Origin of the sequence: Paeniglutamicibacter sp. (assembly GCF_046714615.1) — a bacterium.
Classification (GTDB): Bacteria; Actinomycetota; Actinomycetes; order Actinomycetales; family Micrococcaceae; genus Paeniglutamicibacter.
In genome coordinates, this window is sequence record NZ_JBKKAP010000029.1 from 39,652 (window position 1) to 65,575 (window position 25,924).

The following is a 25,924-nucleotide window of genomic DNA, read 5'->3' on the forward strand; positions in this document are numbered from 1 at the left end:
GTCTGACCTGGGGCAAGACAAGGCCGCGCCCACATTCCATCCCATGGAGGAGGGCGGAATGTTGGCGCGGCTCGGCCATGCGCCGCCTTAGCTGGCTATCTTGGCGCTTTCCTTGTTGGCCAATGCCTTGGCGATGCGCGAGGTGCTGTTGAGCCAGTTGGCGCTGAGGGCCGCCCGTGCTGCGGGGAGGTCTTCGTTGATGAGGGCCTGTGCGATGGCCGAGTGTTCGGATGCCGCGCGTTCGATGCGGTCGGTGGCGCTGACGAAGAACTTCTCATAGCGCCGCAACGCAACCTTGTGCGAGGCGATGGTCTCAAGCAGGCGCCGGTTGGGGCACTTTGAGGTCAACAGTTCGTGGAAGGTGTCGTCGTGGCTGTCAACCTCATGTGCCGGCGCTTCCGTGGCGGTGAAGGAGTTGGCCAGACTGAGGATCTTCGGTGCGATGGCGAACAATTCCGATGCCGGGCTGAGGTCCAGTGCCAGGCATTCGAGTGCCGCAATGATCTGCACCGCCTCCGTGAAATCCCGTTCGCTAATCGGAGCCCATCGGAAGCCCTTGCCGGAAACGCGTGTAATGACGCCCTGCTGGGCGAGTGAGATGAGCGCCTCCCGCAACGGGGTTCGGCTGACACCGAGATCGGCGGAGAGGGTTACTTCGTTGATGCTCTCGCCCATGTCGAACTCACCCGCGCCTACGCGGTTCATGATTTCGGTTTCTATCTGTTCGCGTAGCGATTGACGTTGGATGGCCACTGCCGCTCCCCGATTCTAGGTTGATGACGTGCGGTTCCCGAGAGACTTATTGTACTCGGAGCTGGACTCAGTATACTGTATACAGAAATGTGAGAGGAAGTCCTCAAGTGAGCGTATGTATCGGATTGATCGTCAACCCCGTGGCGGGACTCGGTGGGCCCACCGCTCAAAAGGGAAGCGACGCTGCAGATATCCGCGATCTAGCGCGGGCGGCAGGCCTTGATTCCGTGGCTTCGGACCGCGCCCGTCTGGCGATTCAACGCCTGAGTGACTCCCTGGCGGGATCAGGAATCCCCCTACGGATACTGGCAGGCGCGGCCGACATGGGTGCCGACGCGTTGGGTTCCCACATCGCCCATGAGGCCGTTGCGGCCGGCAAGGCGCATCCCGGAGCCACGACTTCTTCCGATACAAAGATGATTGCCCGTCGCATGGTGCAGGCCGAGGTGGACCTCCTGCTTTTCGCCGGAGGCGACGGGACTGCACGTGATGTCATTGACGCTGTCGGTTTCGCAGTCCCGGTCTTGGGCATCCCGGCCGGGGTGAAGATCTATTCGGCCGTCTTTGGATTGACCCCCACCGAGACCGGGTTGTTGGCGGCTGGATGGCTTTCCTCCAGTGACCGGCCAACCGTTGTGCGTGAAGTGGTGGACATCGACGAGGACGAACTACGTCGCGGCGTGGCGACTCCCAGCCTTTATGGTGCGCTGCGCGTGCCGGAGGATTCCCGCCGTCTCCAGCCGCGAAAGGCGGCCAGCCCGGCGTCCGACGCCAACGCCGTCGAGTCGCTCGGGAGGGCCTTTGCCGCCAGCATGCTTCCCGATCGCCATTACGTGCTTGGCCCGGGCGGAACCACCTTGGCCATCGGCCGGGCCTTGGGCTTTGAGCTGACCCGCCTGGGCGTGGACGTGGTGCGCAACGGCCAACTCGTGGCCCGGGACGTGGACGCGGATTCGCTCAACACCCTGATCTCTGACTGTGGTGCCACAGTGGTGGTCACCCCGCTGGGGCAGCAGGGATTCGTCATCGGGCGCGGCAACCAACAGATCGACCACCGCCTGCTGCGGCGCAGCGAACTGAAAATCGTGGCCACGCCCTCCAAAATCATCTCCCTGGGCGGGCGACCGCTCTGGGTTGATTCGGGTCATCCCGAGATTGATGCCACCCTGTGTGGCTTTGCCAAGGTCTTTACGGGACCGAATGCCGAAATAATCTACCCCATCAGCAACACCGCTGATGGCCTGGTTTCCGCTTAATCACACCAAGGAGCAGTTCATGCGTTTGAAGGACAAGTCAGCCATCATCACCGGCGGCGGATCGGGCATCGGCCGGGCCACCGCACTGGCCATGGCCGCCGAAGGCGCCAACGTCGCCATCTTTGACATCAACGAGGAAGCAGCCCTGAAAGTTGCGGCAGAGGTTGGTGCCCTGGGCGTGAAGGCGCTGGGCCTGTCGGTCAACGTGGCATCGGAGGAGGACGTGAAACGCGGAGTTGCAGCCGCCGCGGCCGAGTTCGGGACCATCAATGTGCTGTTCAACAACGCCGGCATCATCCGCCGCGCCAATGTCATCGACACCACCCTTGAAGAGTGGGACCAGGTCATGGCCGTGAATGTGCGCGGACCTTTCCTGCTCTGCAAGCACGTTGTCCCGTTGATGATCGAGGCAGGCGGCGGAGCGATCGTCAACACCGGTTCCGGGTGGGGCCTCAAGGGCGGGGGAGACGCGCTGTCCTACTGCACCTCCAAGGCCGCCGTGGTCAACATGACCCGCGCCCTGGCCATCGACCACGGACCTGACAACATCCGCGTCAACTCGGTCAACCCCGGAGACACCAACACCCCGATGCTCCGCGAGGAGGCACGGCAGCTTTCCCAGGCCGAAGCCGCCTTCCTCGAGGAATCCAACGACCGCCCGCTCAAGCGCATGGGCACCCCGGAGGAAATCGCCGAGGCCGTCGTCTGGCTGGCCAGCGATGCCAGCAGCTACGTCACCGGATCGGCACTGGTGGTCGACGGCGGAGGCATCGCCTAACCCCCGCAGAACGCAATGCGGATTCCCGTCGTGCGAGCCCCCCGGCTTCGCGCGACGGGATTCCGCGTGCCGCCTCGAGGTTTGCCTGGCACCACCCCCTTTCGGCGCTCGGACCGGGGCGAAACCTCGGCGGCAATGATCCGGTCCGCCCCGACGGCTGTCATTCCCGAAGCGCGGGGCCGGGGCAGTGGGCCTGCCCGGGTCGTGAGCCTATCTATGAACCATGGGCGTTTATGTTCTCGTTGCCTTTGCGGTCCCTGTACAGGCCCGCATGGTCTTCCCCCGGTCGAGCTGGCCGCTGCACATCACGTTGGCGCTTCGACATCCGGGAAACCGTCGACGTCGTGCGCGCCCGGCTAGACATGGTGGTGCCGGCGCGGCTGGGCTTCGGGGTGCGCATCGGGCCGGACGCGCAGTTCGGCCGCAACGGGTCAGTGCCGGTCTCGCTGGTGGAGCCGGAGCCGGCCCTGCAACGGTTCCATACCGCCGCGCCGGAGGCGCTGGGGCCGCAGGCCGACCTGCCCGGTGCGCGGCACAACGGCCCGAATTACCGCCCGCACGTCACCCATGCAGGAACACGCCTGGTGCCCGGGGAGCAGGTCCTGATCCGGCAGGCTGCGTTGGCGGACATGCGTCCGGATGATGATCCGCGGCTGCGCCGCGTCCTGGCCGTCTGGGAACCGCAATAGGAGACGGTCCGACGCGCCATACTGCCCGCCGGGTCGGGCGGCACCTGCCGTCCGCTTCGAGGACGTGATTGAAGAAGCGGGCATGCCAAAGGGGCTGCCGCCGGTCACCCCGGCGACAGCCCCCAACGGTTACCGATCCGTCTGGTTAGCCCACCGAAACCGGCTCGGCGGCGACCCGTGCCACGGCGCCGCTGAAGTACTTCTTCTGGTACGAACGCCAGGTGATGGCCCAGCGCTCCGGATCGTCCAGGTCATCGTGGTCGATCTGGTGCACGGTTTGGTTGTGCGGAGCCGACCGCACCAGCTCCGGGTTCTCCCGGGCCTCCGCGGCAACCTGGGCCAGCACCGCGACGTACTCGTCGATTTCGGTCTTGGAGTAAGATTCGGTCGGTTCCAGCGTGAACGGCTGGGGCACCAGATACGGGTGGTGGCTCGTCCAGTAGTGCATGCCGTAGTCGCTCATGCGGATGCCGATTTCCTCTGAGCTGATGCCGGTGTCCTCGAACAATCCCTGCCACGAGTAACGAACTTGCTCAATGCGGTGCTTGCCCGTCGCGTACGGTGCGCTGGCGCCCGGGATTTGGCGGACCAGGGCCAGCAGGTAATTGTTGTTCAGCACGGCGATTTCCGCGACCTGGCGCAGGCCGGAGGCGCCCAGCGCCATGATCCACGCGTAGGCGCGAACCACGTTGGGGGCGACACCGAAGAACGGGGCGACCTTGCCGATGGACTTCTCGCCGCCGTAGTTCACGGTGAAACCCGCATCGGTCTTTTCAATGCGCGGGTTGGGCAGGAACGGGGCAAGCCGCTCCGAGACGGCGCTGGCGCCGGCACCCGGGCCGCCGCTGGCGTGCGGCGTGGAGAAGGTCTTGTGCAGGTTGAAGTGGCACAGGTCGAACCCTGCATCCGAGGCGCGGGTGATGCCCAGGATCCCGTTGGCGTTGGCCTGGTCGTAGGATGCCAGGCCGCCGGCATCGTGGACGATCTGCACGAATTCACGGATCTTGTCGTTGTAGATCCCGGTGTCTTCGGGGTTGGTGATCATCAGGGCAGCTGTGCGCGGGGAAACCGTGGCTCGCAGTGCCTCGATGTCCGGGTAGCCGTTGGCATCGGGCATCAGGGTGATGACCTTGTAGCCGGCTGCCTTGGCGCAGGCCGCGTTGGACGGGTGGGAGAAGATCGTGGTGATGACCTCGTCGCGCACCGCGCCCTCGCCGTTGGATTCGTGGAAGGCACGGATCATCGAGATGTTGGCCCAGATCGCGGCGGAGCCGCCCTGGGTCTGCAGGCTCACCGAGTGCATGCCGGAGATCTCGGCAATCGCCTGCTCGGTGCGCCAGAAGATCTCCAGCACTCCCTGCAACGAGGCTTCGTCCTGCATCGGGTGCAATTCGGAAAGCTTCGGAGTGCGGATGATCGTTTCGTTGACCTTGGGGCTGTACTTCATCGTGCAGGTTCCCTGCCCGATGTCCACGTTGAAGTCGGCACCCAGGTTCTCCTGGCTGATGCGCAGGTAGTGGCGGACCACGCGCATCTGGGCCAGCTCGGGAAGCGCCGGGGCGCTGGAGCGGCGCAGGGAAGTCAGCTTGTTCTCGATGCCGCCCAGGGCTTTGACTGCTTCGGGTTCGGGCTGCGACACCAGGATGCCGCGCTCGCCCGGGGTGCTGAGTTCGAAGATGATCGGCTCATCCCAACGGGCCTGGTGGAACCGGCGGTGGGCTGGCTTGGGGCTGACTGGAAGGGCCATGGTTACTTCTCCTTCAGGAAATCGGTGAGGGCTGATGCCAGGGTGTCGATGTGTGCCGTCGTGAGGCGTTCGGTGACGCAGACCAGCAGTCCGTGCTCGCCGATAACGACGCCCGGCTCGATGTCGCGTGCGCGCAGGGCCGTGACGACCTCGGCGGCGGTCTTGCCGGAGGCCGAGAGGTCAAGCACGAATTCGCGGAAGTGTGCGGCCGAATCTCCCAGTGCAACTCCGTCGATGGCGGCTAGCTGCTGCTGGGCGTAGGCGGTGCGTGCCAGGACGGTGTTGCCCAGATCCGACATGCCGGTCGGGCCCATCGACGCGAGGTAGACGCCGGCTGCGATGCCCCAGAGTGCCGCAGCGGTACCCACCCATTCCTTGCCTTCTTCGCGCAGCGCGAAGGAGGTGCGGTCCCAGGCAACATCGCCGAAGCCGTACTCGCCCTCGACCGAGGTGCTGGCCAGGCCGAAGAGGCGCGAGGGCATCTCCATGATGAACTTCGGGTCGTCGTGAACCGCGATGAAGCCGCCGCGTCCGCCGCCGAACCACTGGTGGATGCCCAGTGACTGGATGTCGCCGCAGACGATGTCGGCTCCCCAGTCCGCCGGGGGAGTGAGGCTTCCGTAGGCGATCGGGTCGGTGCCCACGACTAGCAGCGCACCGAACTCGTGCGCCAACTCGGCGATCACCTGGCCGGAGGTTTCCAGCACTCCGTGGAAGCTTGGGGTCTGGATCCAGACGGCCGAGGTGGCGGCATCGACCTGTGCTGCCAGGGCAGCGGTGTCGACCATGCCATTGACGGTGCGCACGAAGACGAACTCGGTGTGGCTGCGCACGTAGTCGGTGACCTTTGAAAGGAGATCCGGGTTCACATCCGAGGCAACGATGATTTTCGAACGTCCGGTGATGCGCCCGGCCATGGCCAATGCCGTGGCCGTGGCCTGCATGCCGTCGTATGTCGGCACGTTGACCACGTCCATGTTGAGCATTTCGCCCATCATGGACGTGTACTCGAACAACGCCTGGAAGCGGCCGTGGTCCTCGTAGGGCTCGCCGGCATACGCGGTGAGGAACTCGCTGCGGTTGATGACTTCGTCCACGACGGACGGAACGTAGTGGTTGTAGACCCCGGCACCCAGGAAGCTGGTGACCTCACGTGTGCTGCGGTTCTTGTTCAACAGCCCGGTGACGTGTTCTTCCAGTTCTGCCTCGGCAAGGAACGGTTCCTGCAGGTTCAACAGGCCCTTGACGCGCAGGCTTTGGGGAATGTCTTCATAGAAATCCTCGATGCTGGTTGCTCCGGTGACCGCGAGCATCTCCTCGATGACCGAAGGTACCGTATTGGGAATGTAGGGGTGAACTGTGGAATTTTGCATGGAAGGTCGCCTCCTGCTTTTGTCATGACCCGGGTGCTTGCCCTGAGGCTTGTAGCGCGGGATAACTTTGATGAAATTCTGTATACAGTGCACATTATGCGGATTCGAAGTGAGAGTCAATTGTGACCCATGGCGCTTTTGGGGTGGCTCTTGACGCGTGCGCACCAGGCCGCGTGGAGGCCTGGGCGCAGGGCCGTTCGTGCCATTTTGTTTGGGTCTGATGGAAAAAGTTTGAAAACCATCCCAAATGTTCTGAATACTGTGTACAGTTTCGACAAAAGACGAGGTCTTCCTAATGACAAGGAGCTCCAAAATGTTCAAACCCATGAAGTTGGCCGTACCAGCCATTGCCCTTGCCCTGCTGACGGGCTGCGCCGGTGGAGGAGTCCCCGCGCAGGGGGGTGCGACTCTCAAGCCGGATGCGGAAGTGTCGGGTGAAATCACTGTGTGGAGCTGGGATGTCGCCGCGACGGCGCTGAAGCGACTGGCCACCTCCTATTCGGCCGACCACCCCGGCACCACCATCAAAGTCGTGGACATCGGATACGACAATGCATACGACAAGATGTCGGTTTCCCTGCAGGCCAACAGCGGACTGCCCGACGTCATCACCGTCGAAACCGACCGGATGCCGGCCTACGTCACTCAGTTCCCCAAGGGGTTCACCGACCTGGCGCCGCTGATCGACAATGCCACCAAGGACTTCGACCCGTCGAAAATCGCGGCGTCCTCGGACAGTGACGGGCGCCTGTTGTCCCTACCGTGGGACTCGGGAACCGTCGGATTATTCGTTCGCACCGACTACTTCGCCGAGGTGGGCATCGACCCGGCAGCGATCAAAAGCTGGGACGAGCTGGTGACCGCCGGTGAAACCATCAAGCAGAAGACCGGCCACACGCTGATCTCCACCGATCTGTCGGGCGGCGGGATCTTTGCCATGCTGCTCCAGCAACAGGGCAAGGGCACCTTCAACGCAGCGGGCGAAATCGACCTGAATTCACCGGAGGCGGTGCAAGCGCTGACCTTGATGAAGACCATGAACGACAAGGGCCTGCTGCACAACGTCAAGGGTTGGGACGGACAAGTCACGGCCGCCAAGGACGGCAAGTCGGCAACCAACCCCGAAGCCGTCTGGTGGATCGGCACGCTGACCGGGGAGGCGCCGGAGCTCTCCGGAAGCTATGGAGTGCTGCCCCTGCCTGCGTTTACGCCCGGAGGCGGAACCACCTCCAACAACGGCGGCTCGACGCTGGCCGTTCCCACACAGGCAAAGAACCCGGAACTGGCCGGGTCGTTCGTCAAGTACGTGCTGGCCAACAAGGACAACCAGGTCTCGATGATGAAGGACGAGGGCCTGTTCCCGTCCTACCTGCCGGCATTCAGCGACCCGCTCTTCGCCGAACCGCAGGAGTACTTCGGAGGCGAGAAGGTCTACCAGCTCTTCGCCGAGCAGACGGCCAAGATCCCTGCAGGCAACACCAACGCAGACAGCGCAAAGGCCGGGGACATCGTGGCCAACGCCGTGGTCTCGGCCGTGCTCAACGGCGCCGACCCGGCAGCAGAGCTGAAATCCGCCGCCGACCAGATCGCCACCGCCACCGGCCGCAAGATCGCGCAGTAACCATGACCACCACGTTGACGCGGCCCTCCGCACCGAAGGAGGGCCGCTCCACGGCACGCGCGGCAGCCGGCCAGGCCGCCCGGCGGGCCGCCCGGCGCCATCGTCCCGGCTACTTCTTCATCCTTCCGGCGTTCGCTCTCTTTGCCTTGTTCTTCATCTACCCGTTGATTTCCTCGTTTATCCAAAGCTTCCAATCGATATCCGGCGGGGAAACCAGCTGGGTGGGACTGGCCCAGTACCGGCGCCTGTTCGAGGATCCGCTGGTGGCCCAAAGCCTGTTCAACGTCTTCTTGATCCTGGTGATCCAGGTGCCGCTGATGGTGTGCATCGCCATCGGGCTGGCATACATCCTGAACCAGAGCTGGGTGCGCTTCCGGACCGGGTTCCGGGCCATCTACTTCCTGCCCGCGGTCACCACGCTGGTGGCCTACTCGCTGGTCTTCCGGGTCATGCTGGCCACCGACGGGGGAGCGGCCAACCAGCTGCTGGGACTGATCGGGATGGACCCGATCGACTGGCTGAACTCCGAGGGCTGGGCACGGGTGGCACTGATCGCCTCCATCACCTGGCGCTGGACCGGCTACAACATGATCATCATCCTGGCAGGCCTGCAGGCGATCCCCGCGGAACAGTACGAGGCCGCCCGGATCGACGGGGCCGGCCGCTGGGCGGTGTTCTCCAAGATCGTGGTGCCGCAATTGCGCCCGGTGATCCTATTCAGCTCCATCACCTCGACGATCGGCGCGCTGCAGCTCTTCGACGAGAACTTCATCCTGACCGGGGGAGGACCCAACAATGCGACCCTGACCCCGGTGCTGTACCTCTACAAGGTCGGCTTCCAGCAATTCGACTTCGGCTATGCCTCGGCCATCGCCTGGCTGGTCGTGGCCATCATCGCCGTCATCTCCGTCGTCCAATTCCGAATCATGAGGGAAAAATCGTGATGCAGACACTGCGCCGTTCCCCGCTCTACGTGCTGCTGGCCCTGGGCGCCGCGGTGTCCCTGGTCCCGTTCCTGTGGATGGTCATCGCTTCGACCCACACGACGGCGGAGATCTTCTCCACGCCGATGCCCCTGCTGCCCGGGGGAGAGCTGTGGACCAACCTGGCCCGGCTCCAGGCGGAGACCGGCTTCGCGCGGGTCATGCTCAACAGTGTGCTGGTGGCCACCCTCTACACCGTCTTCTCCTGCATCGTCAGTGCCATGTGCGGGTACGGGCTGGCCAAGTACCGCTTCCGCGGGCGGGGCCTGATGCTCGGCGGGGTGCTGCTGACCATGATGATTCCCGGCCAGGTGCTGCTGGTGCCGCTGTTCCAGATGATGGCCAGCGTCGGGTGGATCAACAGCTTCCAGGCGCTCATCCTGCCGTTTCTGGCCAACGCTTTTGGCATCTTCCTGATGCGCCAGGCCTTCCTCGATTTCCCCGACAGCCTCATTGAATCCGCGCGGATCGACGGGGCCAGCGAGATCAAGACTTTCTACCGGATCGTGCTGCCGGTGGCCCGGCCGCAGCTTGCCGCCCTGGTGATCTACACCTTCATCAGCCAGTGGAACTCCTTCATCTGGCCGCTGCTGATGCTCAACAGCGAGGAGAAGTACACGCTGCCCGTCGCGCTTAACACCATGGTGGGGCTGTCCCGCGTCGACTACTCGGGGCTGATGCTCGGCTCGCTGCTGGCAACACTGCCACTGCTCATCGTCTTCCTGCTCTTCCAGAAGCAGTTCATCTCCGGGCTCATGGGTGGCGCGGTCAAGGGGTAGCCGGTGGTTTCAATCGTGCCGGAGGCCGACTGGCCGGCATGGGAAGCCTGCGCGTTTGCGCGGTTTCTAGACGTGCGAGAAATGCATGCTCCCGCGGCGGCCGACCAGGACCGCGGACAGGATGATGCCCAAGACCGCGAAGCCACAGGTCATCCACCAGGTGGAGGACCATCCGCCGGTGCTCATGGCCAACCATGCCACGATCATCGGGCCGGTGAAGTTGCCGATGTTGTAGATCTGCTGCATCAATCCCATGGCCGCCGGGGCCGAACCGCCCTCCGGAGCCAGATCCACCGCCATCCGCGTCATGGTCGCCGGGATCATGGCACCGGAAAAGGAAAAGAATCCGACGCATGCGACCTGCCAGGCCAGCCCGCCGGGAACCGGCGACCAGTCAACGGCAAAGGTCAGCAGGCCGGCTCCGGCCATCAGCACGAAGGACAGGAACAACAGGGCGCGGGCCGGGGCGCCGCGCTGGAGCAGCATCCCGGTGATGATGGCGCCGACGCCGTTGAGCCCGCCGACAACGGCGGACAAGACCCCGGCATGCGTGCCGCTTAGGCCACTTTCCCCGTAGAGAGTGGGCAGGAAACCCACCACGGCCATCCACTGTACGGTGTAGCAACCGAAGACCACCCCGGCGATCCACACCTTGGGCGAACGGGCGGTGATGCCGATGCGTCCGGCTGCGGCCTTGGCGCCTCCGGCACCGGCGGGGTGGTCCTTCGGGACCATGCGCAGCACCAGCGGAATCGGCACGAGGCTGACTGCGGCCATGACCCACCACCACGCCTGCCACGTGCCGACCCGCAGAAAATAGGCACTGGAGATCAAGCCCACGAAGGTCGCGGTGCCCTGGTAGGCGCTCCAGCAGCCGACGGCCATGTTGACTCGGCGGAACGGTGCATGGCGGCGGATCAACCCGGGCCCCACCACGGTGGCCACAATGAACCCGACTCCTTCAACCGCCCGGGAGGCCAACAGGGTGTTCGCGCCGATCGACAGGGCGCCAAAGATCGAACCGGCACTCAGGAAGAGCAGCCCCAACAGCAGGGTCCGGCGCTCGCCGATGACCTCGGCCAACAACGACACCGCCAGGCCGCCGACCATGCCGGCCACCTGCACAACACCCAGCAGCACGCCGGCGGCCAGCAGGGACAGGCCCAGATCCTCCTGGATCTTCGGAAGCGCCGCGGGCAGTTTCCAGATATGCAGGGCGGCGGTGATGCCGGCGACAACCACCACGATCCAGGCGGCGTTGCCGCGGGCAGTGCGTTGGAGGCTCGGTTGGATCAGGGTCAATGGAACAGGTCCTTCGTTGGGCAGTTGATCGGATTCTTCCATGTCGGTGATCCGGAACACGAAGATGTGTCGAACCGCAACCGGGTGTGGGACTGCCCGAGGCCTGTCGGATTCCTTCAAGACCAAGACCAAGGCCACCGCGAGGCGTTCAATGGAATGACGACCAACCATCCGCACCAGTGAAGGGCGACCGATCATGTCCACGGAACCAACCACCACGGCAGCAACCGGCAAGCACACGACCAACGGGGTGCCCCGCGGCTACACGGCGTTGACACCGTTCATCGTCGTTGACCCGGCACACGAGGCAATCGAGTTCTACTGCGAGGTCTTTGGCGCCACCGTGCTCTCGGTGATGCCCGGCGCCCCGCGGGAGGACGGAAGCACCACCATCGCGCATGCGGAACTCGATTTCGGCAACGGCATCCTGCAGCTCTCGGACCCGCAGCCGAGCTACGGGCTGGTTGCGGCCGATGCGCAGCACACCAACAATTCCATCGGGCTGTACGTCGAGGACGTGGATGCGGTCTTTGCCCGAGGAGTGGAACGCGGCGCCACCGCCGTGGAGCAACCCGCGAATTTTGTCTCCGGGGACCGCTTTGCCACCCTGGCGGATCCATTCGGACGGCGCTGGAACGTCATGACCCGCGTGGAGGACCTATCCCGGGAGGAATCCGAACGCCGGGTCAGCACCTGGCTGGAGACCTTCAACGCCACGGGCACCGAGTAAAGGCGTCTGTGCGAATCAATTGCCGGCGGGACTGGCCTGGACCTGCCGCACGTACTCGCCGGGGCTCATTCCGGTGACGGCGGCGAAATCCCGGGTGAAATGCGCCTGGTCCGCGTAGCCCAGGGCATGGGCCAGGCGCGCCAGGTCCGGGCCCGCGCCCCTGCCCATCAGCGCCGCTGCCTCCTGGAGTCGGTGGCGCTGCAACAGCCACTTCGGGGTGATGCCCATGCGTGAGGCCATCAGTCGCTGCAGGCTGCGCTCGCCGACCTGCGAGCGCTCACAGAACTGCGCGACCCGCTGGATTCCCGGCGTGGACTCGATGTCCGCGCAAATCCGGTTCAGCAGCTGCCCTTCCTGATCCAATCCATCGGGGAGTCTGCGCACCAGCCAGTCCTCGAAGATCTTGATGGCCGCCCGGTGCCGTTGCCCGGTGGTTCCCTCCGCGTAAAGGGCGGCCTGGATGGACTCGGCGCGGTCCAGTCCGCAATCGATGGCCGGTATCGAGCCGTCCACCAGCTCCGAGATGGGCACGGCGCTGAGCAGGGCGCCGGTACCCGGTCGCAACAGCACCCCGAATGCGCGGCCAGCACCCGAAAGTCGCTTGATTGACAACTGCGTCACCGGCCCATAGAGCGTCCCGATGCCGTCCTCGACGGCCAGGTTGCAGCTCGGATAGGAAAGGATGCGCTGTTCGTGGATCGCCCCGGCCGGGATCTGCCAGGTGGGGAGCCAGTAATGGACCACGAGATCACGCAGCGCTTCGGGCGGCTCACAGCGAACGACGTGCGCAGTTCCTTCTCCTGTGGGCAGCAGCGGTCCGCGAGGGATGTCCATGAATGACATTATGTCGCCACGACGAGGCGAACTCGATGATTCGGCGCGATTAGTTCGATGGGCTGTGTGTCGGACGGGTGTGCCGATTTACCTCGACCGGTACCTGGTGCACCAGACTGGAACGATGAAGAACCTGCGTACCCAACACACGCTGCACATTGAACTCCACGGCTCGGAGCCAGCCATCTGGCGGCGCATCGAGGTTGACGGATCCATGACATTGGAACGTTTCCACGAGGTCCTCCAAGGTGCACTGGGTTGGACCAACTCGCACCTGCACCTCTATATGGACAGCAACCCCTTCATCCGCGGCCAGGTTGCAGCAGGCGAGAAACCGACAACCTGGCTGATGGCCGGCAGCATCGAGGACGGGCTGGAAGGCGAGGACGAAGCCGGCACGACCCTCACCCAAGCGCTGGCCCGCTCCGGGGGCACGCTCTGGTACGAATACGACCTCGGCGACAGCTGGATGCACCTCATCACCGAGGAATCCTCCCGGGCCCTGGACCCCGAGGACCCCGAAGCCCGCGTGCTCGACGGTGCACTGCGCGTTCCGCTGGAGGACAGCGGGGGACTGGGCGGCTGGTACGAGATGCTCAAGCTGGCCCAGGCCGCCTCCGCCGACCCTGACCGCAGCTACATCCTGGACTGGTTCAGGGCCCACTTCGGCTACTTCACTCCCGTTGACCCCGAGGCCTTCGACGCGGGAGCGGCGAACATGCGGGTGCGCCTGCTGCTCGGCGGGATGCCGGAGGGGACCGCGACCGGCAAGTGGCTTTCCACCCTCCCGGTGTACGGACGCCTGATGCTGGCCGAGTTCCTGTACGCCATGGGAATCGATGTGTTTGCCTCTCCGGCGACCACGCCGATGCCCGAGGAGGCACCGCGCGCCATGGCATCGATCCTCTGGTGGATCAACGCCTGCGACGGTACGGGACTGCCGCTGACCGCTGCAGGCTACCTGTCCCCGTCCGTGCTGCCGGAAGTGATCGAGGGGATCGGCTGGGAACACGAGGACTTCGTACAATTCGGCGGCAAGACCGAGGTCCATCTCCACGGCATCCTGGACTTCCGCGAAATGCTGATGGACATCGGCCTGCTCAAGGCCCAGGGCAAGAAGTTGGTGGCCACTCCCGCAGCGCTGCGCGCCGCCCAGGACCCGGCCAAGCTGTGGGCGCACCTGGCCAAGCGGGCCAGGAATTCAGCCCGGGACAAGGTTACCTACGACGCGACCATGCTGGCGCTGATGGCCGCCTCCGGGGCAGGGGACGCGGATCGGAAGACCATCGAGGCGCGCACCAACGAGGGCATGCGCCTGCTGGAATACGTCCACCGCGACGGGCGCCGGATCGAGGACAAGGACTTCAACCGGCTCGGCGACCGCTACGTCAGCATCACCAAGGCGTTCCGGATGGCGGTGCTGAAAAATGGCAACAAGGGCCGTGCCGTTGGGCTCGAGCGAGCCTTCGCCCTGGCCGTGCTGCGCTCCTGAAAGTTGCCGTGGCGCGCGAAGGCCCCGGCGCTTCCCGTCCTGGAGATGCGCCGGGGCCTCGGTCGTGGTGCGCCGGCCTACTGCACGTGGGCGCCGGAAGCGTTCTCCACCTTGTGTGCGGTGCGGCCCAAAAGGTGCGTGGGCACCTTGTAGGTTTCCTTGGCGGTCAGTGCCGAGACCGAGGCAATGAGTGCGATCACGACGGTGAAGAGGCTGATCTTCACCCAGCCGCCTGGCTCCAGGCCGCCGAGGGCGGCGACGATGGACGGGGCGAAGCCTGCCATCAGGAAGCCGAGCTGGGTGCCGATGGCCAGACCGGAGAAACGGACCTGGGAGGAGAACATCTCGGCGTAGAAGGACGGCCAGACGGCGTTGGCGGCGGCGTAGGCGCAGGAGAAGACCAGCAGCGAGAGCGCGAACTGCAGTACGGTGTTACTGGTTTCCATGGAGCGCAGGTAGAACGGCATGAACGCGGCCGAGGCCAGGGCTCCGTAGATGAACACCGGCTTGCGGCCGATCTTGTCCGCTAGCTTGCCGAAGAACGGCTGGGTGAACAGGGCGCCGACGTTGCCGGCAACCACCAGCCACAGGGTGATCGAGGAATCCATGTCCCCTACGGTCTTGCCATAGGAAATGGCCAGGGTGCCATAGACGGTTGACACCGCGGCAATGAAGGCGCAGAAGACCACGCGCAGCACGTCGCGCCAGTGGAAGCGGATCAGCACGCCGAGGGGCAGCTTGGCAATCTCGTTGTTCTTCTTGGCTTCCTCGAACTCCGGGGTCTCGTGCAGCGAGCGGCGGATGAAGAAGGTGACGATGACTACCACCGCGGAGAGCCAGAACGGGATGCGCCAGCCGATCGAGTACTTGAATTCGTCCGGCATCGCGACCACGGGGATGAAGATCAGCGCGGCGAGGATCTGGCCGCCCTGGGTGCCGGTCAGCGTCCAGGAGGTGAAGAAGGAACGGCGGTCATCCGGCGCGTGCTCCAGGGTCAGCGAGGAGGCGCCCGCCTGCTCGCCGGCGGCCGAGAGTCCCTGCAGCAGGCGCGCGAGCACCAGAAGGATCGGGGCCAGCCAGCCAACCTGGTCGAAGGTGGGCAGGCAGCCGATCATGAAGGTCGCCACACCCATCAGGACCAGGGTGAACATCAGGACCTTTTGCCGTCCGATGCGATCGCCGAAGTGGCCCAGGATGACGGCGCCGACGGGGCGTGCCACGTAGGCGAACCCGAAGGTCGCCAGGGACATCACCGCTGCGTTGGCGCCCGCGTCGGGGAAGAATACGTGCGGGAAGATCAGGGCGGCTGCGGAGCCGAAGATGAAGAAGTCGTAGTATTCGACGGCGCTGCCCATGAAGCTGGCAAGCGCGGCCTTGACCGGCGTCCTGCCCCCGGTGCCGGGCGCGGACTGCGCCGGTGGGTGATCGGTGTTTGGCATCGGGTACTCCTAGGTATGACGGGAATCGTGGGGGGAGCTGAACGGCTCGTTGTGCGCAAAGCGTACAGTTGTACGAATTGCGTACAACCATTAGAGTAGAGCTAAATCACATCCAAGACAATCCTCACGCGAAAAATCTCAAGGACTGGAACACTCATGAGCACCACCACGCAGTCGTACCTTGTAGGCCTGATCGGGGACGGGGTCAGACAATCGCTGACCCCGCCGATGCATGAGGCCGAGGCCGACGCCCACGGATTGCGCTACCTCTACCGCCCGATTGACCTCGCCGTCATCGGCAAGGAGGCCACGGATGTCGGAGAGCTGCTGCGTGCCGGGGCCATGCTGGGATTCAACGCCTTCAACATCACCCACCCCTGCAAGCAGCTGGTGCTCGAACACCTCGATGAAATCAGCGACGAGGCCCGCGCCATTGGCGCGGTCAATACCGTCATCATCCGCGACGGAAAGTTCCACGGCCACAACACCGACGCCTCGGGCTTCTCCTGGGCATTGGCCAACGGCCTGCCCGGAGCCACGCTGAACACCGTACTGCAGCTGGGCGTCGGCGGGGCCGGCTCAGCGGTGGCCTACGCACTGCTGGACTCCGGGGTCAAGGAACTGCTGCTGGTGGACCCCGAGACCGCCCGCGCCGCCGAACGCGCAGCAACCCTGGCCATGCAATTCCCCGACCGCACCATCATGGCCTGTGGCATCGACCAGGTCCCTGCCCTGCTGCCGCGCGTGGACGGCGTACTCAACGCCAGCCCCATCGGCATGCACCACCACCCCGGCCTGCCACTGGACATCGCCGGGCTCACTGGCGACCACTGGGTGGCCGACGTGGTCTACCGGCCGGTGGACACCGAGCTGATCCGAGCCGCCCAGGCCCTGGGCTGCCGCACCCTCGACGGCGGGCACATGGCCGTGGGCCAGGCCGTCGACGCCTTTGGGATCATCACAGGCATCACGCCCGACACCTCCCGGATGCGCAACCACCTGCTCGAAATGCTGGAGGCGGGCCTCTAATGCGCACCTCCATCGCCACCGTCTGCATCTCCGGCACCCTCGAGCAGAAGATGCTCGCCTGCGCCAAGGCCGGCTTCGACGGCATCGAGATCTTCGAACAAGACCTCACCGTCTCACCCATGTCCCCCGAGGAGGTCCGCGCCCTGGCCAACCGGCTCGGGTTGACCTTGGATCTCTTCCAGCCCTTCCGCGACTTCGAGGGCGTGGATGCACCGACCCTGGAGGCAAATCTGGCCCGCGCCGAGGCCAAGTTCCGGCTCATGAACCGGCTGGGCATCGACACCATGCTGCTGTGCTCCAACGTGGGCACCGCGACCATCGACGACGACGAGCTCTTCGCCGCGCAGATCCGCCAATTGGCCGAACTCGCCGCCGAACACGGGGTGAAGATCGCCTACGAGGCCCTGGCCTGGGGCAAGTTCGTGAACACCTATATGCACTCCTGGCGCATCGTGGAACTGGTCGACCACCCCAACGTCGGGCTCTGCCTGGATTCCTTCCACATCCTCTCGCGCGGGGACGACCCGGCGGGCATCGCGGAGATTCCGGCGGAAAAGATCTTCTTCGTGCAGCTGGCCGACGCCCCGGTGCTGTCCATGGACGTGCTCTCCTGGTCCCGGCACTACCGGGTGTTCCCCGGCGAGGGCGGCTTCGAGCTCGATGCCTTCATGGGGCACCTGGTCCGTTCCGGCTATGACGGGATCGTCTCTCTGGAGATCTTCAACGACGTCTTCCGCCAGTCCAACGTCGAGCGCACCGCCGTGGACGGGATGCGCTCGCTGATCTGGCTGCAGGACAAGACCGCCGCGCACCTGGGTGCCGGGGCGCAGGACTACCCGCTGGGGCTCTCCGCCCTGCCAGGGGCCCAGATAGCCTCCGGCTTCGACTACGCGGAGATCCGCACCGAGGACCCGGAAGCGGTTGCGGGGATGCTGGCCCAGCTGGGATTCGCCTTCCGCGGCCAGCACCGCCGCAAGCCTGTCACGCTGTGGAGTGCAGGGGACGCGCGGATCATCATCAACACCCAGCGCAGCCGCGGGATCACCGCGGAGGTCTCCGGCTTCGGCATCCAGGTCCCCGACGCGGCCCTGGGCACGATGCGCGCCACCGCGCTGAAGGCACCCGCCGTCCCGCGCCACCACACCGCTGGCGAGCAGCCCCTGCACGGCATCACGGCACCCGATGCCACCGAGGTGTTCTTCGGGACCACTGCCAACGAGCCGGCCTGGGCCGCCGAATTCGGCGACGGCACCAAGCCCGCGGACACCGGGGGCATCACCGGCATCGACCACATCAACCTGGCCCAGCCCTGGCAGGCCTTTGACGAATCGGTCCTCTTCTACACCTCCACGCTGAACCTTTCGGCCCGTCCCGGCACCGAGGTCCCCAGCCCCATGGGCCTGGTCCGCTCCCAGGTGTTGCGCACCGAAGACGGCGCAGTGCGCCTGGCGCTGAACATCGTCCCGCACGGGCTTGAGGACACCCGCGAGAGCGCCCCGGGCTATCCCGAGCACATTGCGGTGCACACCGATGACATCATCGCCCTGGCCCGCCGCGCGGTGGCGGCGGGCATGGAGTTCCTGGCCGTGCCGAACAACTATTATGAGGACCTGGCGGCACGGTTCGGGCTGGATGGGGCCACGCTGGCGCACTTGCAGGAACTGAACCTGCTTTACGACCGCGACGAGCACGGCGAATTCCTGCATTTCTACACCGAAACCGTGGGCTCGATGTTCCTTGAGGTCGTGCAGCGCCGCGGCGGCTACGACGGCTACGGGGCACCGAACGCACCGGTGCGCCTGGCAGCGCAATTCGAGCGCAACCGTTTGATGACGTACTAGGAAAGAACAAGGGGATTGGTGAGCCATGGCCGAGCAGCCTGACTACTATGTGAAGTCGGCGGAAAAGACGCTGGCGGTGTTGCTGGCGTTCGACGCCGCGCACCCGCTGCTGACCGTGACCCAGGTGGCCGAGGCCATCAGCGTTTCGCGTGCCGCGGCCCGCCGCTTCCTGCTCACCCTGGTGGATTTGGGGTACCTGGAGGCCGACGGGAATGCCTTCCGGCAGACCCCGCGGGTGCTGGACATCGGTGCCTCCTACCTCTCCGGGCTGACCCTGCCCCAGGTGGCGCGCCCGCACCTGCAGTCCCTGGCCGCCGAGCTCTCCGAGACCACCGCCCTGTGCGTGCTCGATGACCAGGACATCCTCTACGTGGAGCGCATCTCCGCCCCGCGCCTGCATTCGATGAACGTGTCCATCGGCAACCGGCTCCCGGCCTGGGCCACCTCCATGGGCCGGGTGCTGGTCGCCGAGCTGCCGGAGGCTGCACGCGAGGAATTCCTTTCCAACGCCAAGCTGACGCACTTCACCTCCAAGACGGTGGCCGGCATCGATGAATTGCGCACCGAGCTCGACACCGTGCGCGCCCAGGGCTGGTCGCTGGTCGCGCAGGAACTGGACGAGGGGCTGCGCGGGCTGGCGGTTCCCGTCTACCGGGGCGCGCAGCTGCTCGGTGCGCTGAATGTCTCGGTGCAGCCCGGGCGCATCGGCTCCGCGTCGATCACCGATGAGATGGTGCCGCTGATGCGCCGGGTCGCCCAGGACATTGCCGACGACTTCGGCGGGCGCTCCGAGGCGCGGAACTGACACGTCTGCCCTACTGCGCGCCGCCGAAGTCGATGCGCATGACCAGCCGGCGAGGTGTCGGATGGCTGACCTCGGTGAAACCTGCCTCCTCGAAGATGGACCGGCTGCCCACATACATCTCGCCCCACATCGCCGCCTTGCCCTCGGGCAGGAGCATCGGGTAGCCCTCCAGGGCGCTGGCCCCGCGGTCGCGTGCGAAGTCCACGGCCGCGAGCGCCATGGCCCGGCTGACACCCATGCGCCGGTAGCCGGTGCGCGTGACGAAGCAGACCGCCGCCCAGACGTCCTCACTGTCCCTGTCCTCGTCGCGGCCGCTCCACGGGATCCTTGAGGTGCGCAGTCGCGGGTAGGCGGTACGCGGCTCGACGGCGCACCAGCCGACCGGCTCGTCGTCGAGGTAGCCGATAAGCCCGCTGGTGTTTGCTGCCCGCGGGTTTCCGCACGCGGTCCGGACGCGCAGGCGGTGAGCCCGTTCCTCGTCGGTGAGCGCGCCGAAGCTCTTTCCGGGATTCTGGAACCACTGGCATTGGCAGTGCCCTGGCTCGCCCCGGGTGCCGAAGATCAGCCCCAGATCCTCGCTGCTGGCCTGGTTGGCAGGAACAATGCGCAGGGCGGCGGCCGTGGTGGTTTCGGGGTTCGGTTCCATGCCAGTGTTCTCCTGCCGGGGTGGCGTGTGCTTGCCGTCGAGACTTGGGTCCTTCCGGTTTCGAGACTGCCACCGCCGCAGGGGCCGGTCAAGAGCAAAAGGAGGGGACGGAAGAGCATGCTCTTCCGTCCCCTCGGCTCATCGTGCGGCCCGTGCTACTTGGCCTTCTTGGCTGCGCCCTTTTCGGTCCGGGCGTCCTTGTTGGCCAGTTCGCCCTCGTCGTTTTCCAGGTGCGAGCGCATGAACCACTGGAATTGCTCGAGCTCGCCGGTCTGGCCAATGAGGATGTCCTCGGTGATCGGGTCCAGCTCACCGACCTCTGCGATGGTCTTGCGCATGGAAGTGATGACTCCGGTGTAGACCAGGTCGAGCGCGGCGAGGTGCTCGCTGGTGCTGGCCCTGCCAATCTCATAGTCGTCCCAGCTGCGCGCCTTGACCAGGGCGCCTGGCAGGCCGTTGGGCGCCACGCCCATGGTGGCCATGCGTTCGGCCAGTGCGTCGATCATGGCGCGGACCAGGTCGATCTGCGGGTCAAGCATTTCGTGGACGCCGATGAAGTCGCGTCCCACCACGTTCCAGTGGGCGTGCTTGAGGGTCAGTTGCAGGTCGTTGAATGCGTGGATCCGCATCTGCAGGGCGCCCGCGACCTTGTGGCCATTGGCCAGGCTCATGCCCGGAACCGTGAATCCTGCGTTTGTTTTTGCTGCCATAACTGCCTCCTCGATAATCGACTGCCGCGCAGTCTTCCGTGGATATCCATGTGATGTAGCGGTACCAGCAACGTATCACGCACCGGGAGGGAAACGCCCGGGGATTTCGCGAACAGAAAACACTGATGGGTTAATCCCCTCTTGGGTCCGGTCAGCCGATCATTCCGCCGGAAGCGTCGAGCGCGGGGTGACAATCCGCGGCAGGATGAGCAGCAGGAACAGTGCTGCCGCCATCAGGACTCCTCCCACCATCAGGCCCATCTGCCAGCCGTGCAGGACCTGGATGACAAACCAGACGCACCCTGCCACCAACACGCCCACCCCCACGACAACAAACCTGGAAATGTTGTGGCCCAGATGGACGGTGGTGGCTTTCAGCTGCTGCCCGAAGAAGTGCCGGTGCACCGCCACGGGAGTGACCAGCAGAAGGATCAACAGCGCCGAGGCGACCAGCAGCACCAGATAGAACCTTTCATCCGGCACCTCCAGGGTGTCGAATCGGGACTGGAAGGGAAGGACCACCAGGAAGGCTGCAAGGATCTGCGCACCTGTCTGCATCACCCGCATCTCCTGCAGTAGCTCGTTCCACTTGCGGTGCAGCTCCTCGTCGCTGTCCTCGGTCTTCCTGCCGGTGTCGCTGTGCTTGGCCATGTCGGTTCCTCTGTTGGGGATGGTTTGTGGGAAAACCCTATGCGACGCACCGCGGTCCGACCCGGCAACACGGCCGTTGGGCGGCGTCGAAACGGCCGGGCGGTTGGAATTCGTGCGTGCGCCGGGCCTAGGGTGGGGAAGGTGAACAGCATTGGGCAGGACACCAAGTACACACCGGCACCAGACACCCATGACGGATTCGTCCACGTGCGCGGCGCCAACGAGAACAACCTGCAGGATGTGGAGGTGCGCATCCCGCGCGATGCCATCGTCGCCTTCACCGGGGTCTCCGGGTCAGGAAAGTCCTCGCTGGCCTTCGGCACCATCTTTGCCGAGGCGCAGCGAAGATTCCTGGAATCCGTGGCGCCCTATGCGCGCCGGCTCATCGCCCAGGGCCACACGCCCAAGGTCGAGTTCATTTCCGGCCTGCCCCCTGCCGTGGCCCTGCAGCAGCGCCGCGGCACTGCCAGCTCCCGCTCCACCGTGGGCACGCTGACCACGCTGTCGAACTCGGTGCGGATGCTCTTCTCCCGGGCTGGGGACTATCCAGCGGGGGCGCCGCGCCTGGACTCGGATTCCTTCTCGCCGAACACCGCGGTGGGTGCCTGCCCGCAATGCCACGGCCTGGGCGTCGCCCACACCGTCACCGAGGATTCCCTGGTCCCAGACCCGGGCCTGAGCATCCGCGAGGGTGCGATTGCCGCGTGGCCCGGCGCCTGGCAGGGCAAGAACCTGCGTGACATCACCTCGCACCTGGGCCACGACGTGGATGTGCCCTTCCGCCAGCTGCCCAGGAAGGTGCGCGACTGGTTGCTGTTCACCGACGAGCAACCAGTGGTGGAGGTGGCTCCCGAGCGCGACAGGGTCGCGAAACCCTACAAGGGCCGGTTCTGGAGTGCGCGACGCTATGTGCTGCACACCGTGGCCGACTCCAAGTCCGAATCGATGCGGGCCAAGGCGCTGCGCTTCATGCGCTCCGGGCCCTGCCCTGCCTGTTCGGGAACCGGCTTCCGCCCGGAGGCACTTGCAGTTGGCTTTGCCGGGTTGGACATCGCCGAATTCAACGCCACCGCACTCGATGCCCTTGCCTCGGTGCTGCGGCCTGTCGCCGGGAACCGGCCGGTTCCCGGCGGGGAACCCGCACACGAGGTCGCCGTCTCGATCGCCGCCGACCTGCTCTCCCGCATCGAGGTGCTGACGAATTTGGGCCTGGGCTACCTGAGCCTTGACCGCGGCACCCCGACGCTTTCCCCGGGCGAGATGCAGCGCCTGCGCATCGCCACGCAGCTGCGTTCGGGCCTCTTCGGGGTCATCTACGTGCTCGACGAGCCGTCCGCGGGCCTGCACCCGGCCGATGCCAGGCCGCTGCTGGAGGTGCTCGAGGCGCTGAAGGCCGGCGGCAACTCGGTCTTCGTGGTGGAGCACAACATGGAGGTGGTCTCCCGCGCTGACTGGATCATCGACGTGGGTCCCGGGGCGGGTGCCGGAGGAGGCAAGGTGCTCTACAGCGGCCCGGTGGCGGGGCTGTCGCAGGTGGACGAATCGGTGACCCGGCGTTTCCTGGAACCCCGCGAGGACGCCGCGGTGACGCGAGTACCGCGGAGTGCCGAGAGCTGGCTGGAACTGGACGGGATTTCCCTGCACAACCTGTCGGACCTGGATGCGCGATTCCCGCTGGGCGTGCTCAGCGCAGTCACCGGGGTGTCCGGATCGGGCAAGTCATCCCTCATCAGCCAGGCACTGGCACTTGGCCTCAAAGACAAGCTGCGCGACGGCGGGAGAAGCGGAGCCGCCGATGCCACCGAAGCCGACGCCGGGGGCCCGGACGCCGATGCGCCCCGGGCGACCCTGGGCGAGGTGCGTGGAGCGGAGCGGATCGAGCGAATCGTTGCCATGGACCAAAAGCCCATCGGCCGCACCCCGCGCTCGAACCTGGCCACCTACACCGGCCTGTTCGACGCGGTGCGCAAGGCCTTCGCCGACACACCGCTGGCCAAGCAGCGCGGCTACGGCGCCGGACGATTTTCCTTCAACGTGGCGGGCGGGCGTTGCGAGACGTGCCTGGGCGAGGGCTACCTGGAGGTGGAACTGCTCTTCCTTCCCGGAAGCTATGGCCCCTGCCCGGAGTGCCACGGCTCGCGCTACAACCCGGAGACCCTCGAGGTCTTCTACGAGGGCAAGAACATCGCCGAGGTCCTGGCCTTGGACGTGGATACTGCCGCCGAGTTCCTATCGGGGATTCCGGCCGCCGCCAGGTCGCTGGAGACGTTGCGCGACGTGGGGCTGGGCTACCTTTCCCTGGGCCAGCCGGCACCCGAGCTCTCCGGCGGCGAGGCGCAGCGCATCAAGCTGGCCACCGAGCTGCAGCGCGCCCGGCGCGGGCACACGCTCTACCTGCTGGACGAGCCCACGACCGGCCTGCACCCGGCGGACGTGCAATTGCTGCTGGGCCAGCTGCACCGGCTGGTCGATGAGTCCAACACCGTGATCGTGGTCGAGCACCACATGGATGTGGTTGCGGCAGCCGACTGGATCATCGACATGGGCCCGGAAGGGGGAGACAAGGGCGGGAAGATCGTCGCGACCGGAACCCCGGACCAGCTGGCCGCCCATCCGGATTCCAGGACCGCGCCCTACCTGGCCAAGCGCCTGGGGCTCGCGGGGTCGAACGCGCAGTAACCGGCGAGCGCGGCACCTCGCGCTCGCCGGTCGACAGCGGGGGGAATCAGGCCGAGAAGCCCAGGTCCCGTCGGTGGTTCTGGCGCATCACGTGCCGAATGCGTCCCACGGCGCTGGGCGTGAGCACCTCATCGATGTGCTTCTGTAGTGCCCGCGCCTGCCTCGCCGCGTTGACCGGGCGGCCACCCTTGCGCAGCTGCCGGGAGGCGTGGGCCGCGAGCGCGTCCTGCGCGTAGGCGATGAAGGCCTGCGGCCGTGCGGCGCGGATCATGTCGAAGGCCTCGATGGGGGAGTACCCGCGATCCAGCAGGATCGCGAACCCCATGGACGGGCCGCGGTTGATCCCCATGTGGCAGTGGGCCAGCACCTTCCCTCCGTCGCGCACGGCCAGTCGGGCGAAGCGGACACCGCGGTCGAAGACCTCCGGAGCAACGACGTGGCCGTCGGCGTCATTGGTGCCGACCGAGAGGTACGCGATGTGGGCGGCTTCCCAGATCTCGGCGTCGTTGGCCTCGATGCGCAGGTCCACCACGTGGGTGATGCCGACGTCGATGATCTCGAGCACCTGGGCGACCATGACCTTGTCGGCGTAGTCCAAATCCCCGCCCACGGCCAGGTCGCTGGTGACCCAGCTCAGGTTGGCACGCATACTACTTTCCCGTGTTCTTGCGCTGGCGCTCGGTGAAGACGGACTCGGCGAGGACCTCGTCCAAGTCTGCTCCGCGGGCCCGCGCCCTGCGCGCAGTGCTGGTCATCTGGCTGTATGCGTCCATGGCCGCAACCGCGGTATCGCGGGTATAGGTCAGCGAACGGTCGGGGGAGATACCCAGGCTGGTGCCGACCTCAATGGCATCCTGGTCACACCCCATATAGGAGATGAGCCACTTGTCGACCTGCTCCTGGGTCTGGACCATATCGCGGATGGCCCTGCGCGAGTACCTGGTTGAGGCGTTTTCCAAGCCGTCCGTGGCGATGTTCAGGTGCACGATGCCCGGGCGCTTGTCCACAGGCATCGCGGCAATGCGCTTGCGGGTCTCTGTGATGGTCCTGGCGATCGAGTCGAACAGTGCGGTTGAGCCGCGAGGCTCCAAGTTGAATGCCGGGATCTGATCCAGTGGTATATCCAGATAGACGTCCTCGTAGACGTTATCGAATTGGTGAAGGGAGGCGGTTGCGCTGCCGGGCTCGGCCAGCTGTTTGGCGACATAGGCATTCAGGCCGCCCTCGATGTCGGCCTTGATGTCGTACATGGAGCCGGAGCGGTCAAGCAGGAAGACTAGCAGTGCGGAATCATTGGTAGACATTGCGAGTGCCTTTCGGGAAGTGGCGCGTGTCCTAGCTGGAGCGCCTGGGTTTGAAAGTCATGGGTTCCTTGGGCGCGGGGCGCCCGGTTTCCGAGTCGTAGCGGGCTCGCTCGATGGAGGAGCTAGACACCTTGCCGCCGGAGTCCGTATAGCTGGACAACTGCGAGGTGCGGGCCAGCCGCGGGGGGACCGCGTTGGGCGAAAGCCCGGCGCGGACGGCCACCGAACGGATCGATGCGCCCTCGAGGGTGGCCTTGGCCATCTCCTCATTCAGTGCGGTGTCGATCAATTCGCGGACCTCTCCCAGTCGTTCGACCGCGCCAAGCGGATCGGATGGAACATCCTCAAGCAGCTTGCGGGCTTCGTCGATCGGGGTACGCTTCTTCTTGTTCATAAACTCATCATGCGCAGTTTGTGAGCGTGTGTCAATAGTGCGAGCGTAGTTCTTTTGCGCATCGTTGTTTTCGGCCGAACCCCAGCGCC

General features: G+C 65.5%; 24 protein-coding genes. 12 read left to right on the forward strand and 12 right to left on the reverse strand.

What is annotated here, in order from left to right; genetic code table 11:
* Window positions 1-87: 87 nt before the first annotated feature.
* Window positions 88-753 carry a GntR family transcriptional regulator gene (locus ACLQ7E_RS03575; RefSeq protein WP_411731177.1) on the reverse strand — a complete coding sequence of 222 codons (666 nt, stop codon included), beginning with the start codon at window positions 751-753 and terminating at the stop codon, window positions 88-90.
* Window positions 754-860: 107 nt separating this feature from the next.
* On the opposite strand from ACLQ7E_RS03575, the gene ACLQ7E_RS03580 reads away from it, so the two are divergent.
* From ACLQ7E_RS03580 to ACLQ7E_RS03590, 3 genes are all read left to right on the forward strand, one after another.
* Window positions 861-2,009 carry an ATP-NAD kinase family protein gene (locus ACLQ7E_RS03580; protein ID WP_411731178.1) on the forward strand — a complete coding sequence of 383 codons (1,149 nt, stop codon included), beginning with the start codon at window positions 861-863 and terminating at the stop codon, window positions 2,007-2,009.
* Window positions 2,010-2,028: 19 nt separating this feature from the next.
* On the forward strand, window positions 2,029-2,787 hold the full coding sequence (locus ACLQ7E_RS03585; protein ID WP_411731179.1) for an SDR family NAD(P)-dependent oxidoreductase: 759 nt from the start codon (window positions 2,029-2,031) through the stop codon (window positions 2,785-2,787).
* 344 nt (window positions 2,788-3,131) lie between these two features.
* On the forward strand, window positions 3,132-3,476 hold the full coding sequence (locus tag ACLQ7E_RS03590; RefSeq protein ID WP_411731180.1) for a hypothetical protein: 345 nt from the start codon (window positions 3,132-3,134) through the stop codon (window positions 3,474-3,476).
* Between the two features lie 145 nt (window positions 3,477-3,621).
* Here the strand turns inward: ACLQ7E_RS03590 and gcvPB are convergent, their stop codons facing one another.
* Together gcvPB and gcvPA are read right to left on the reverse strand one after the other, a co-directional pair.
* Window positions 3,622-5,223: an aminomethyl-transferring glycine dehydrogenase subunit GcvPB gene (gcvPB, locus tag ACLQ7E_RS03595; RefSeq protein WP_411731181.1), complete on the reverse strand. Its 1,602-nt coding sequence runs from the start codon at window positions 5,221-5,223 to the stop codon at window positions 3,622-3,624.
* Window positions 5,224-5,225: 2 nt separating this feature from the next.
* Entirely contained in the window at window positions 5,226-6,596 is a 1,371-nt protein-coding gene (gcvPA, locus tag ACLQ7E_RS03600; RefSeq protein WP_411731182.1) for an aminomethyl-transferring glycine dehydrogenase subunit GcvPA, read from the reverse strand.
* A 313-nt stretch (window positions 6,597-6,909) separates the two neighbouring features.
* On the opposite strand from gcvPA, the gene ACLQ7E_RS03605 reads away from it, so the two are divergent.
* From ACLQ7E_RS03605 to ACLQ7E_RS03615, 3 genes are read left to right on the forward strand one after another with little or no spacing between them, the layout of a single operon-like run.
* Window positions 6,910-8,217, forward strand: a complete 1,308-nt coding sequence (locus ACLQ7E_RS03605; protein ID WP_411731183.1) for an ABC transporter substrate-binding protein — start codon at window positions 6,910-6,912, stop codon at window positions 8,215-8,217.
* 2 nt (window positions 8,218-8,219) lie between these two features.
* A complete protein-coding gene (locus ACLQ7E_RS03610; protein WP_411731184.1) occupies window positions 8,220-9,161 on the forward strand; it encodes a carbohydrate ABC transporter permease in 942 nt (313 codons plus the stop codon).
* The gene (locus ACLQ7E_RS03615; RefSeq protein ID WP_411731222.1) at window positions 9,161-9,979 is read left to right on the forward strand and encodes a carbohydrate ABC transporter permease; all 819 of its coding nucleotides are present in this window, start codon (window positions 9,161-9,163) and stop codon (window positions 9,977-9,979) included. Before ACLQ7E_RS03610 ends, ACLQ7E_RS03615 begins: the two co-directional genes overlap by 1 nt.
* 66 nt (window positions 9,980-10,045) lie before the next feature.
* Here the strand turns inward: ACLQ7E_RS03615 and ACLQ7E_RS03620 are convergent, their stop codons facing one another.
* Complete coding sequence (locus ACLQ7E_RS03620; protein WP_411731185.1) at window positions 10,046-11,323, reverse strand: CynX/NimT family MFS transporter; 1,278 nt, start codon at window positions 11,321-11,323, stop codon at window positions 10,046-10,048.
* A 154-nt stretch (window positions 11,324-11,477) separates the two neighbouring features.
* On the opposite strand from ACLQ7E_RS03620, the gene ACLQ7E_RS03625 reads away from it, so the two are divergent.
* Window positions 11,478-12,011 (forward strand): VOC family protein, encoded by a 534-nt coding sequence (locus tag ACLQ7E_RS03625; protein WP_411731186.1) that lies wholly within the window; start codon window positions 11,478-11,480, stop codon window positions 12,009-12,011.
* A 15-nt stretch (window positions 12,012-12,026) separates the two neighbouring features.
* On the opposite strand, the gene ACLQ7E_RS03630 is transcribed toward ACLQ7E_RS03625, so the two are convergent.
* Window positions 12,027-12,845, reverse strand: a complete 819-nt coding sequence (locus ACLQ7E_RS03630; RefSeq protein ID WP_411731187.1) for a helix-turn-helix domain-containing protein — start codon at window positions 12,843-12,845, stop codon at window positions 12,027-12,029.
* Window positions 12,846-12,969: 124 nt separating this feature from the next.
* Between ACLQ7E_RS03630 and ACLQ7E_RS03635 the strand changes: the two genes are divergently transcribed.
* On the forward strand, window positions 12,970-14,337 hold the full coding sequence (locus tag ACLQ7E_RS03635; RefSeq protein WP_411731188.1) for a plasmid pRiA4b ORF-3 family protein: 1,368 nt from the start codon (window positions 12,970-12,972) through the stop codon (window positions 14,335-14,337).
* Between the two features lie 77 nt (window positions 14,338-14,414).
* Here the strand turns inward: ACLQ7E_RS03635 and ACLQ7E_RS03640 are convergent, their stop codons facing one another.
* Window positions 14,415-15,776 (reverse strand): MFS transporter, encoded by a 1,362-nt coding sequence (locus ACLQ7E_RS03640; protein WP_411731189.1) that lies wholly within the window; start codon window positions 15,774-15,776, stop codon window positions 14,415-14,417.
* Between the two features lie 156 nt (window positions 15,777-15,932).
* Here ACLQ7E_RS03640 and ACLQ7E_RS03645 point away from each other — a divergent pair, with 156 nt between their 5' ends.
* The 3 genes from ACLQ7E_RS03645 to ACLQ7E_RS03655 are packed head-to-tail and all read left to right on the forward strand — an operon-like array spanning window position 15,933 to window position 19,451.
* A complete protein-coding gene (locus tag ACLQ7E_RS03645; protein ID WP_411731190.1) occupies window positions 15,933-16,805 on the forward strand; it encodes a shikimate dehydrogenase in 873 nt (290 codons plus the stop codon).
* On the forward strand, window positions 16,805-18,646 hold the full coding sequence (locus ACLQ7E_RS03650; protein ID WP_411731191.1) for a bifunctional sugar phosphate isomerase/epimerase/4-hydroxyphenylpyruvate dioxygenase family protein: 1,842 nt from the start codon (window positions 16,805-16,807) through the stop codon (window positions 18,644-18,646). Before ACLQ7E_RS03645 ends, ACLQ7E_RS03650 begins: the two co-directional genes overlap by 1 nt.
* 25 nt (window positions 18,647-18,671) lie before the next feature.
* Window positions 18,672-19,451 (forward strand): IclR family transcriptional regulator C-terminal domain-containing protein, encoded by a 780-nt coding sequence (locus ACLQ7E_RS03655; RefSeq protein WP_411731192.1) that lies wholly within the window; start codon window positions 18,672-18,674, stop codon window positions 19,449-19,451.
* A gap of 10 nt (window positions 19,452-19,461) precedes the next feature.
* Here ACLQ7E_RS03655 and ACLQ7E_RS03660 read toward each other — a convergent pair whose 3' ends face one another.
* The 3 genes from ACLQ7E_RS03660 to ACLQ7E_RS03670 form a co-directional block, all read right to left on the reverse strand.
* Window positions 19,462-20,097: a GNAT family N-acetyltransferase gene (locus ACLQ7E_RS03660; RefSeq protein ID WP_411731193.1), complete on the reverse strand. Its 636-nt coding sequence runs from the start codon at window positions 20,095-20,097 to the stop codon at window positions 19,462-19,464.
* 155 nt (window positions 20,098-20,252) lie between these two features.
* Window positions 20,253-20,807, reverse strand: a complete 555-nt coding sequence (locus tag ACLQ7E_RS03665; RefSeq protein ID WP_411731194.1) for a Dps family protein — start codon at window positions 20,805-20,807, stop codon at window positions 20,253-20,255.
* 159 nt (window positions 20,808-20,966) lie between these two features.
* The gene (locus tag ACLQ7E_RS03670) at window positions 20,967-21,458 is read right to left on the reverse strand and encodes a DUF6328 family protein (RefSeq protein ID WP_411731195.1); all 492 of its coding nucleotides are present in this window, start codon (window positions 21,456-21,458) and stop codon (window positions 20,967-20,969) included.
* A 141-nt stretch (window positions 21,459-21,599) separates the two neighbouring features.
* On the opposite strand from ACLQ7E_RS03670, the gene ACLQ7E_RS03675 reads away from it, so the two are divergent.
* The gene (locus tag ACLQ7E_RS03675) at window positions 21,600-24,137 is read left to right on the forward strand and encodes an ABC transporter (protein WP_411731196.1); all 2,538 of its coding nucleotides are present in this window, start codon (window positions 21,600-21,602) and stop codon (window positions 24,135-24,137) included.
* A gap of 46 nt (window positions 24,138-24,183) precedes the next feature.
* Here the strand turns inward: ACLQ7E_RS03675 and ACLQ7E_RS03680 are convergent, their stop codons facing one another.
* Genes ACLQ7E_RS03680 through ACLQ7E_RS03690 form a run of 3 tightly spaced genes read right to left on the reverse strand, consistent with a single transcriptional unit; the run spans window position 24,184 to window position 25,835 of the window.
* Complete coding sequence (locus tag ACLQ7E_RS03680; RefSeq protein ID WP_411731197.1) at window positions 24,184-24,786, reverse strand: dual specificity protein phosphatase family protein; 603 nt, start codon at window positions 24,784-24,786, stop codon at window positions 24,184-24,186.
* Window position 24,787: 1 nt separating this feature from the next.
* Complete coding sequence (locus tag ACLQ7E_RS03685; protein ID WP_411731198.1) at window positions 24,788-25,441, reverse strand: VWA domain-containing protein; 654 nt, start codon at window positions 25,439-25,441, stop codon at window positions 24,788-24,790.
* A 31-nt stretch (window positions 25,442-25,472) separates the two neighbouring features.
* Window positions 25,473-25,835 (reverse strand): hypothetical protein, encoded by a 363-nt coding sequence (locus ACLQ7E_RS03690; protein WP_411731199.1) that lies wholly within the window; start codon window positions 25,833-25,835, stop codon window positions 25,473-25,475.
* Between the last annotated feature and the right edge of the window lie 89 nt (window positions 25,836-25,924).

What these genes read in the sequence shown, in the direction of transcription:
- ACLQ7E_RS03630 (WP_411731187.1), bottom strand. Translation starts at nt 12,845, where the DNA reads ATGGACATCCCTCGCGGACCGCTGCTGCCCACAGGAGAAGGAACTGCG.
- ACLQ7E_RS03660 (WP_411731193.1), bottom strand. Translation starts at nt 20,097, where the DNA reads ATGGAACCGAACCCCGAAACCACCACGGCCGCCGCCCTGCGCATTGTT.
- ACLQ7E_RS03625 (WP_411731186.1), top strand. Translation starts at nt 11,478, where the DNA reads ATGTCCACGGAACCAACCACCACGGCAGCAACCGGCAAGCACACGACC.
- ACLQ7E_RS03640 (WP_411731189.1), bottom strand. Translation starts at nt 15,776, where the DNA reads ATGCCAAACACCGATCACCCACCGGCGCAGTCCGCGCCCGGCACCGGG.
- ACLQ7E_RS03665 (WP_411731194.1), bottom strand. Translation starts at nt 20,807, where the DNA reads ATGGCAGCAAAAACAAACGCAGGATTCACGGTTCCGGGCATGAGCCTG.
- ACLQ7E_RS03610 (WP_411731184.1), top strand. Translation starts at nt 8,220, where the DNA reads ATGACCACCACGTTGACGCGGCCCTCCGCACCGAAGGAGGGCCGCTCC.
- ACLQ7E_RS03685 (WP_411731198.1), bottom strand. Translation starts at nt 25,441, where the DNA reads ATGTCTACCAATGATTCCGCACTGCTAGTCTTCCTGCTTGACCGCTCC.
- ACLQ7E_RS03620 (WP_411731185.1), bottom strand. Translation starts at nt 11,323, where the DNA reads ATGGAAGAATCCGATCAACTGCCCAACGAAGGACCTGTTCCATTGACC.
- ACLQ7E_RS03605 (WP_411731183.1), top strand. Translation starts at nt 6,910, where the DNA reads ATGTTCAAACCCATGAAGTTGGCCGTACCAGCCATTGCCCTTGCCCTG.
- ACLQ7E_RS03690 (WP_411731199.1), bottom strand. Translation starts at nt 25,835, where the DNA reads ATGAACAAGAAGAAGCGTACCCCGATCGACGAAGCCCGCAAGCTGCTT.
- ACLQ7E_RS03670 (WP_411731195.1), bottom strand. Translation starts at nt 21,458, where the DNA reads ATGGCCAAGCACAGCGACACCGGCAGGAAGACCGAGGACAGCGACGAG.
- ACLQ7E_RS03680 (WP_411731197.1), bottom strand. Translation starts at nt 24,786, where the DNA reads ATGCGTGCCAACCTGAGCTGGGTCACCAGCGACCTGGCCGTGGGCGGG.
- ACLQ7E_RS03645 (WP_411731190.1), top strand. Translation starts at nt 15,933, where the DNA reads ATGAGCACCACCACGCAGTCGTACCTTGTAGGCCTGATCGGGGACGGG.
- ACLQ7E_RS03615 (WP_411731222.1), top strand. Translation starts at nt 9,161, where the DNA reads ATGCAGACACTGCGCCGTTCCCCGCTCTACGTGCTGCTGGCCCTGGGC.
- ACLQ7E_RS03655 (WP_411731192.1), top strand. Translation starts at nt 18,672, where the DNA reads ATGGCCGAGCAGCCTGACTACTATGTGAAGTCGGCGGAAAAGACGCTG.
- ACLQ7E_RS03635 (WP_411731188.1), top strand. Translation starts at nt 12,970, where the DNA reads ATGAAGAACCTGCGTACCCAACACACGCTGCACATTGAACTCCACGGC.
- gcvPA (WP_411731182.1), bottom strand. Translation starts at nt 6,596, where the DNA reads ATGCAAAATTCCACAGTTCACCCCTACATTCCCAATACGGTACCTTCG.
- ACLQ7E_RS03650 (WP_411731191.1), top strand. Translation starts at nt 16,805, where the DNA reads ATGCGCACCTCCATCGCCACCGTCTGCATCTCCGGCACCCTCGAGCAG.
- gcvPB (WP_411731181.1), bottom strand. Translation starts at nt 5,223, where the DNA reads ATGGCCCTTCCAGTCAGCCCCAAGCCAGCCCACCGCCGGTTCCACCAG.
- ACLQ7E_RS03585 (WP_411731179.1), top strand. Translation starts at nt 2,029, where the DNA reads ATGCGTTTGAAGGACAAGTCAGCCATCATCACCGGCGGCGGATCGGGC.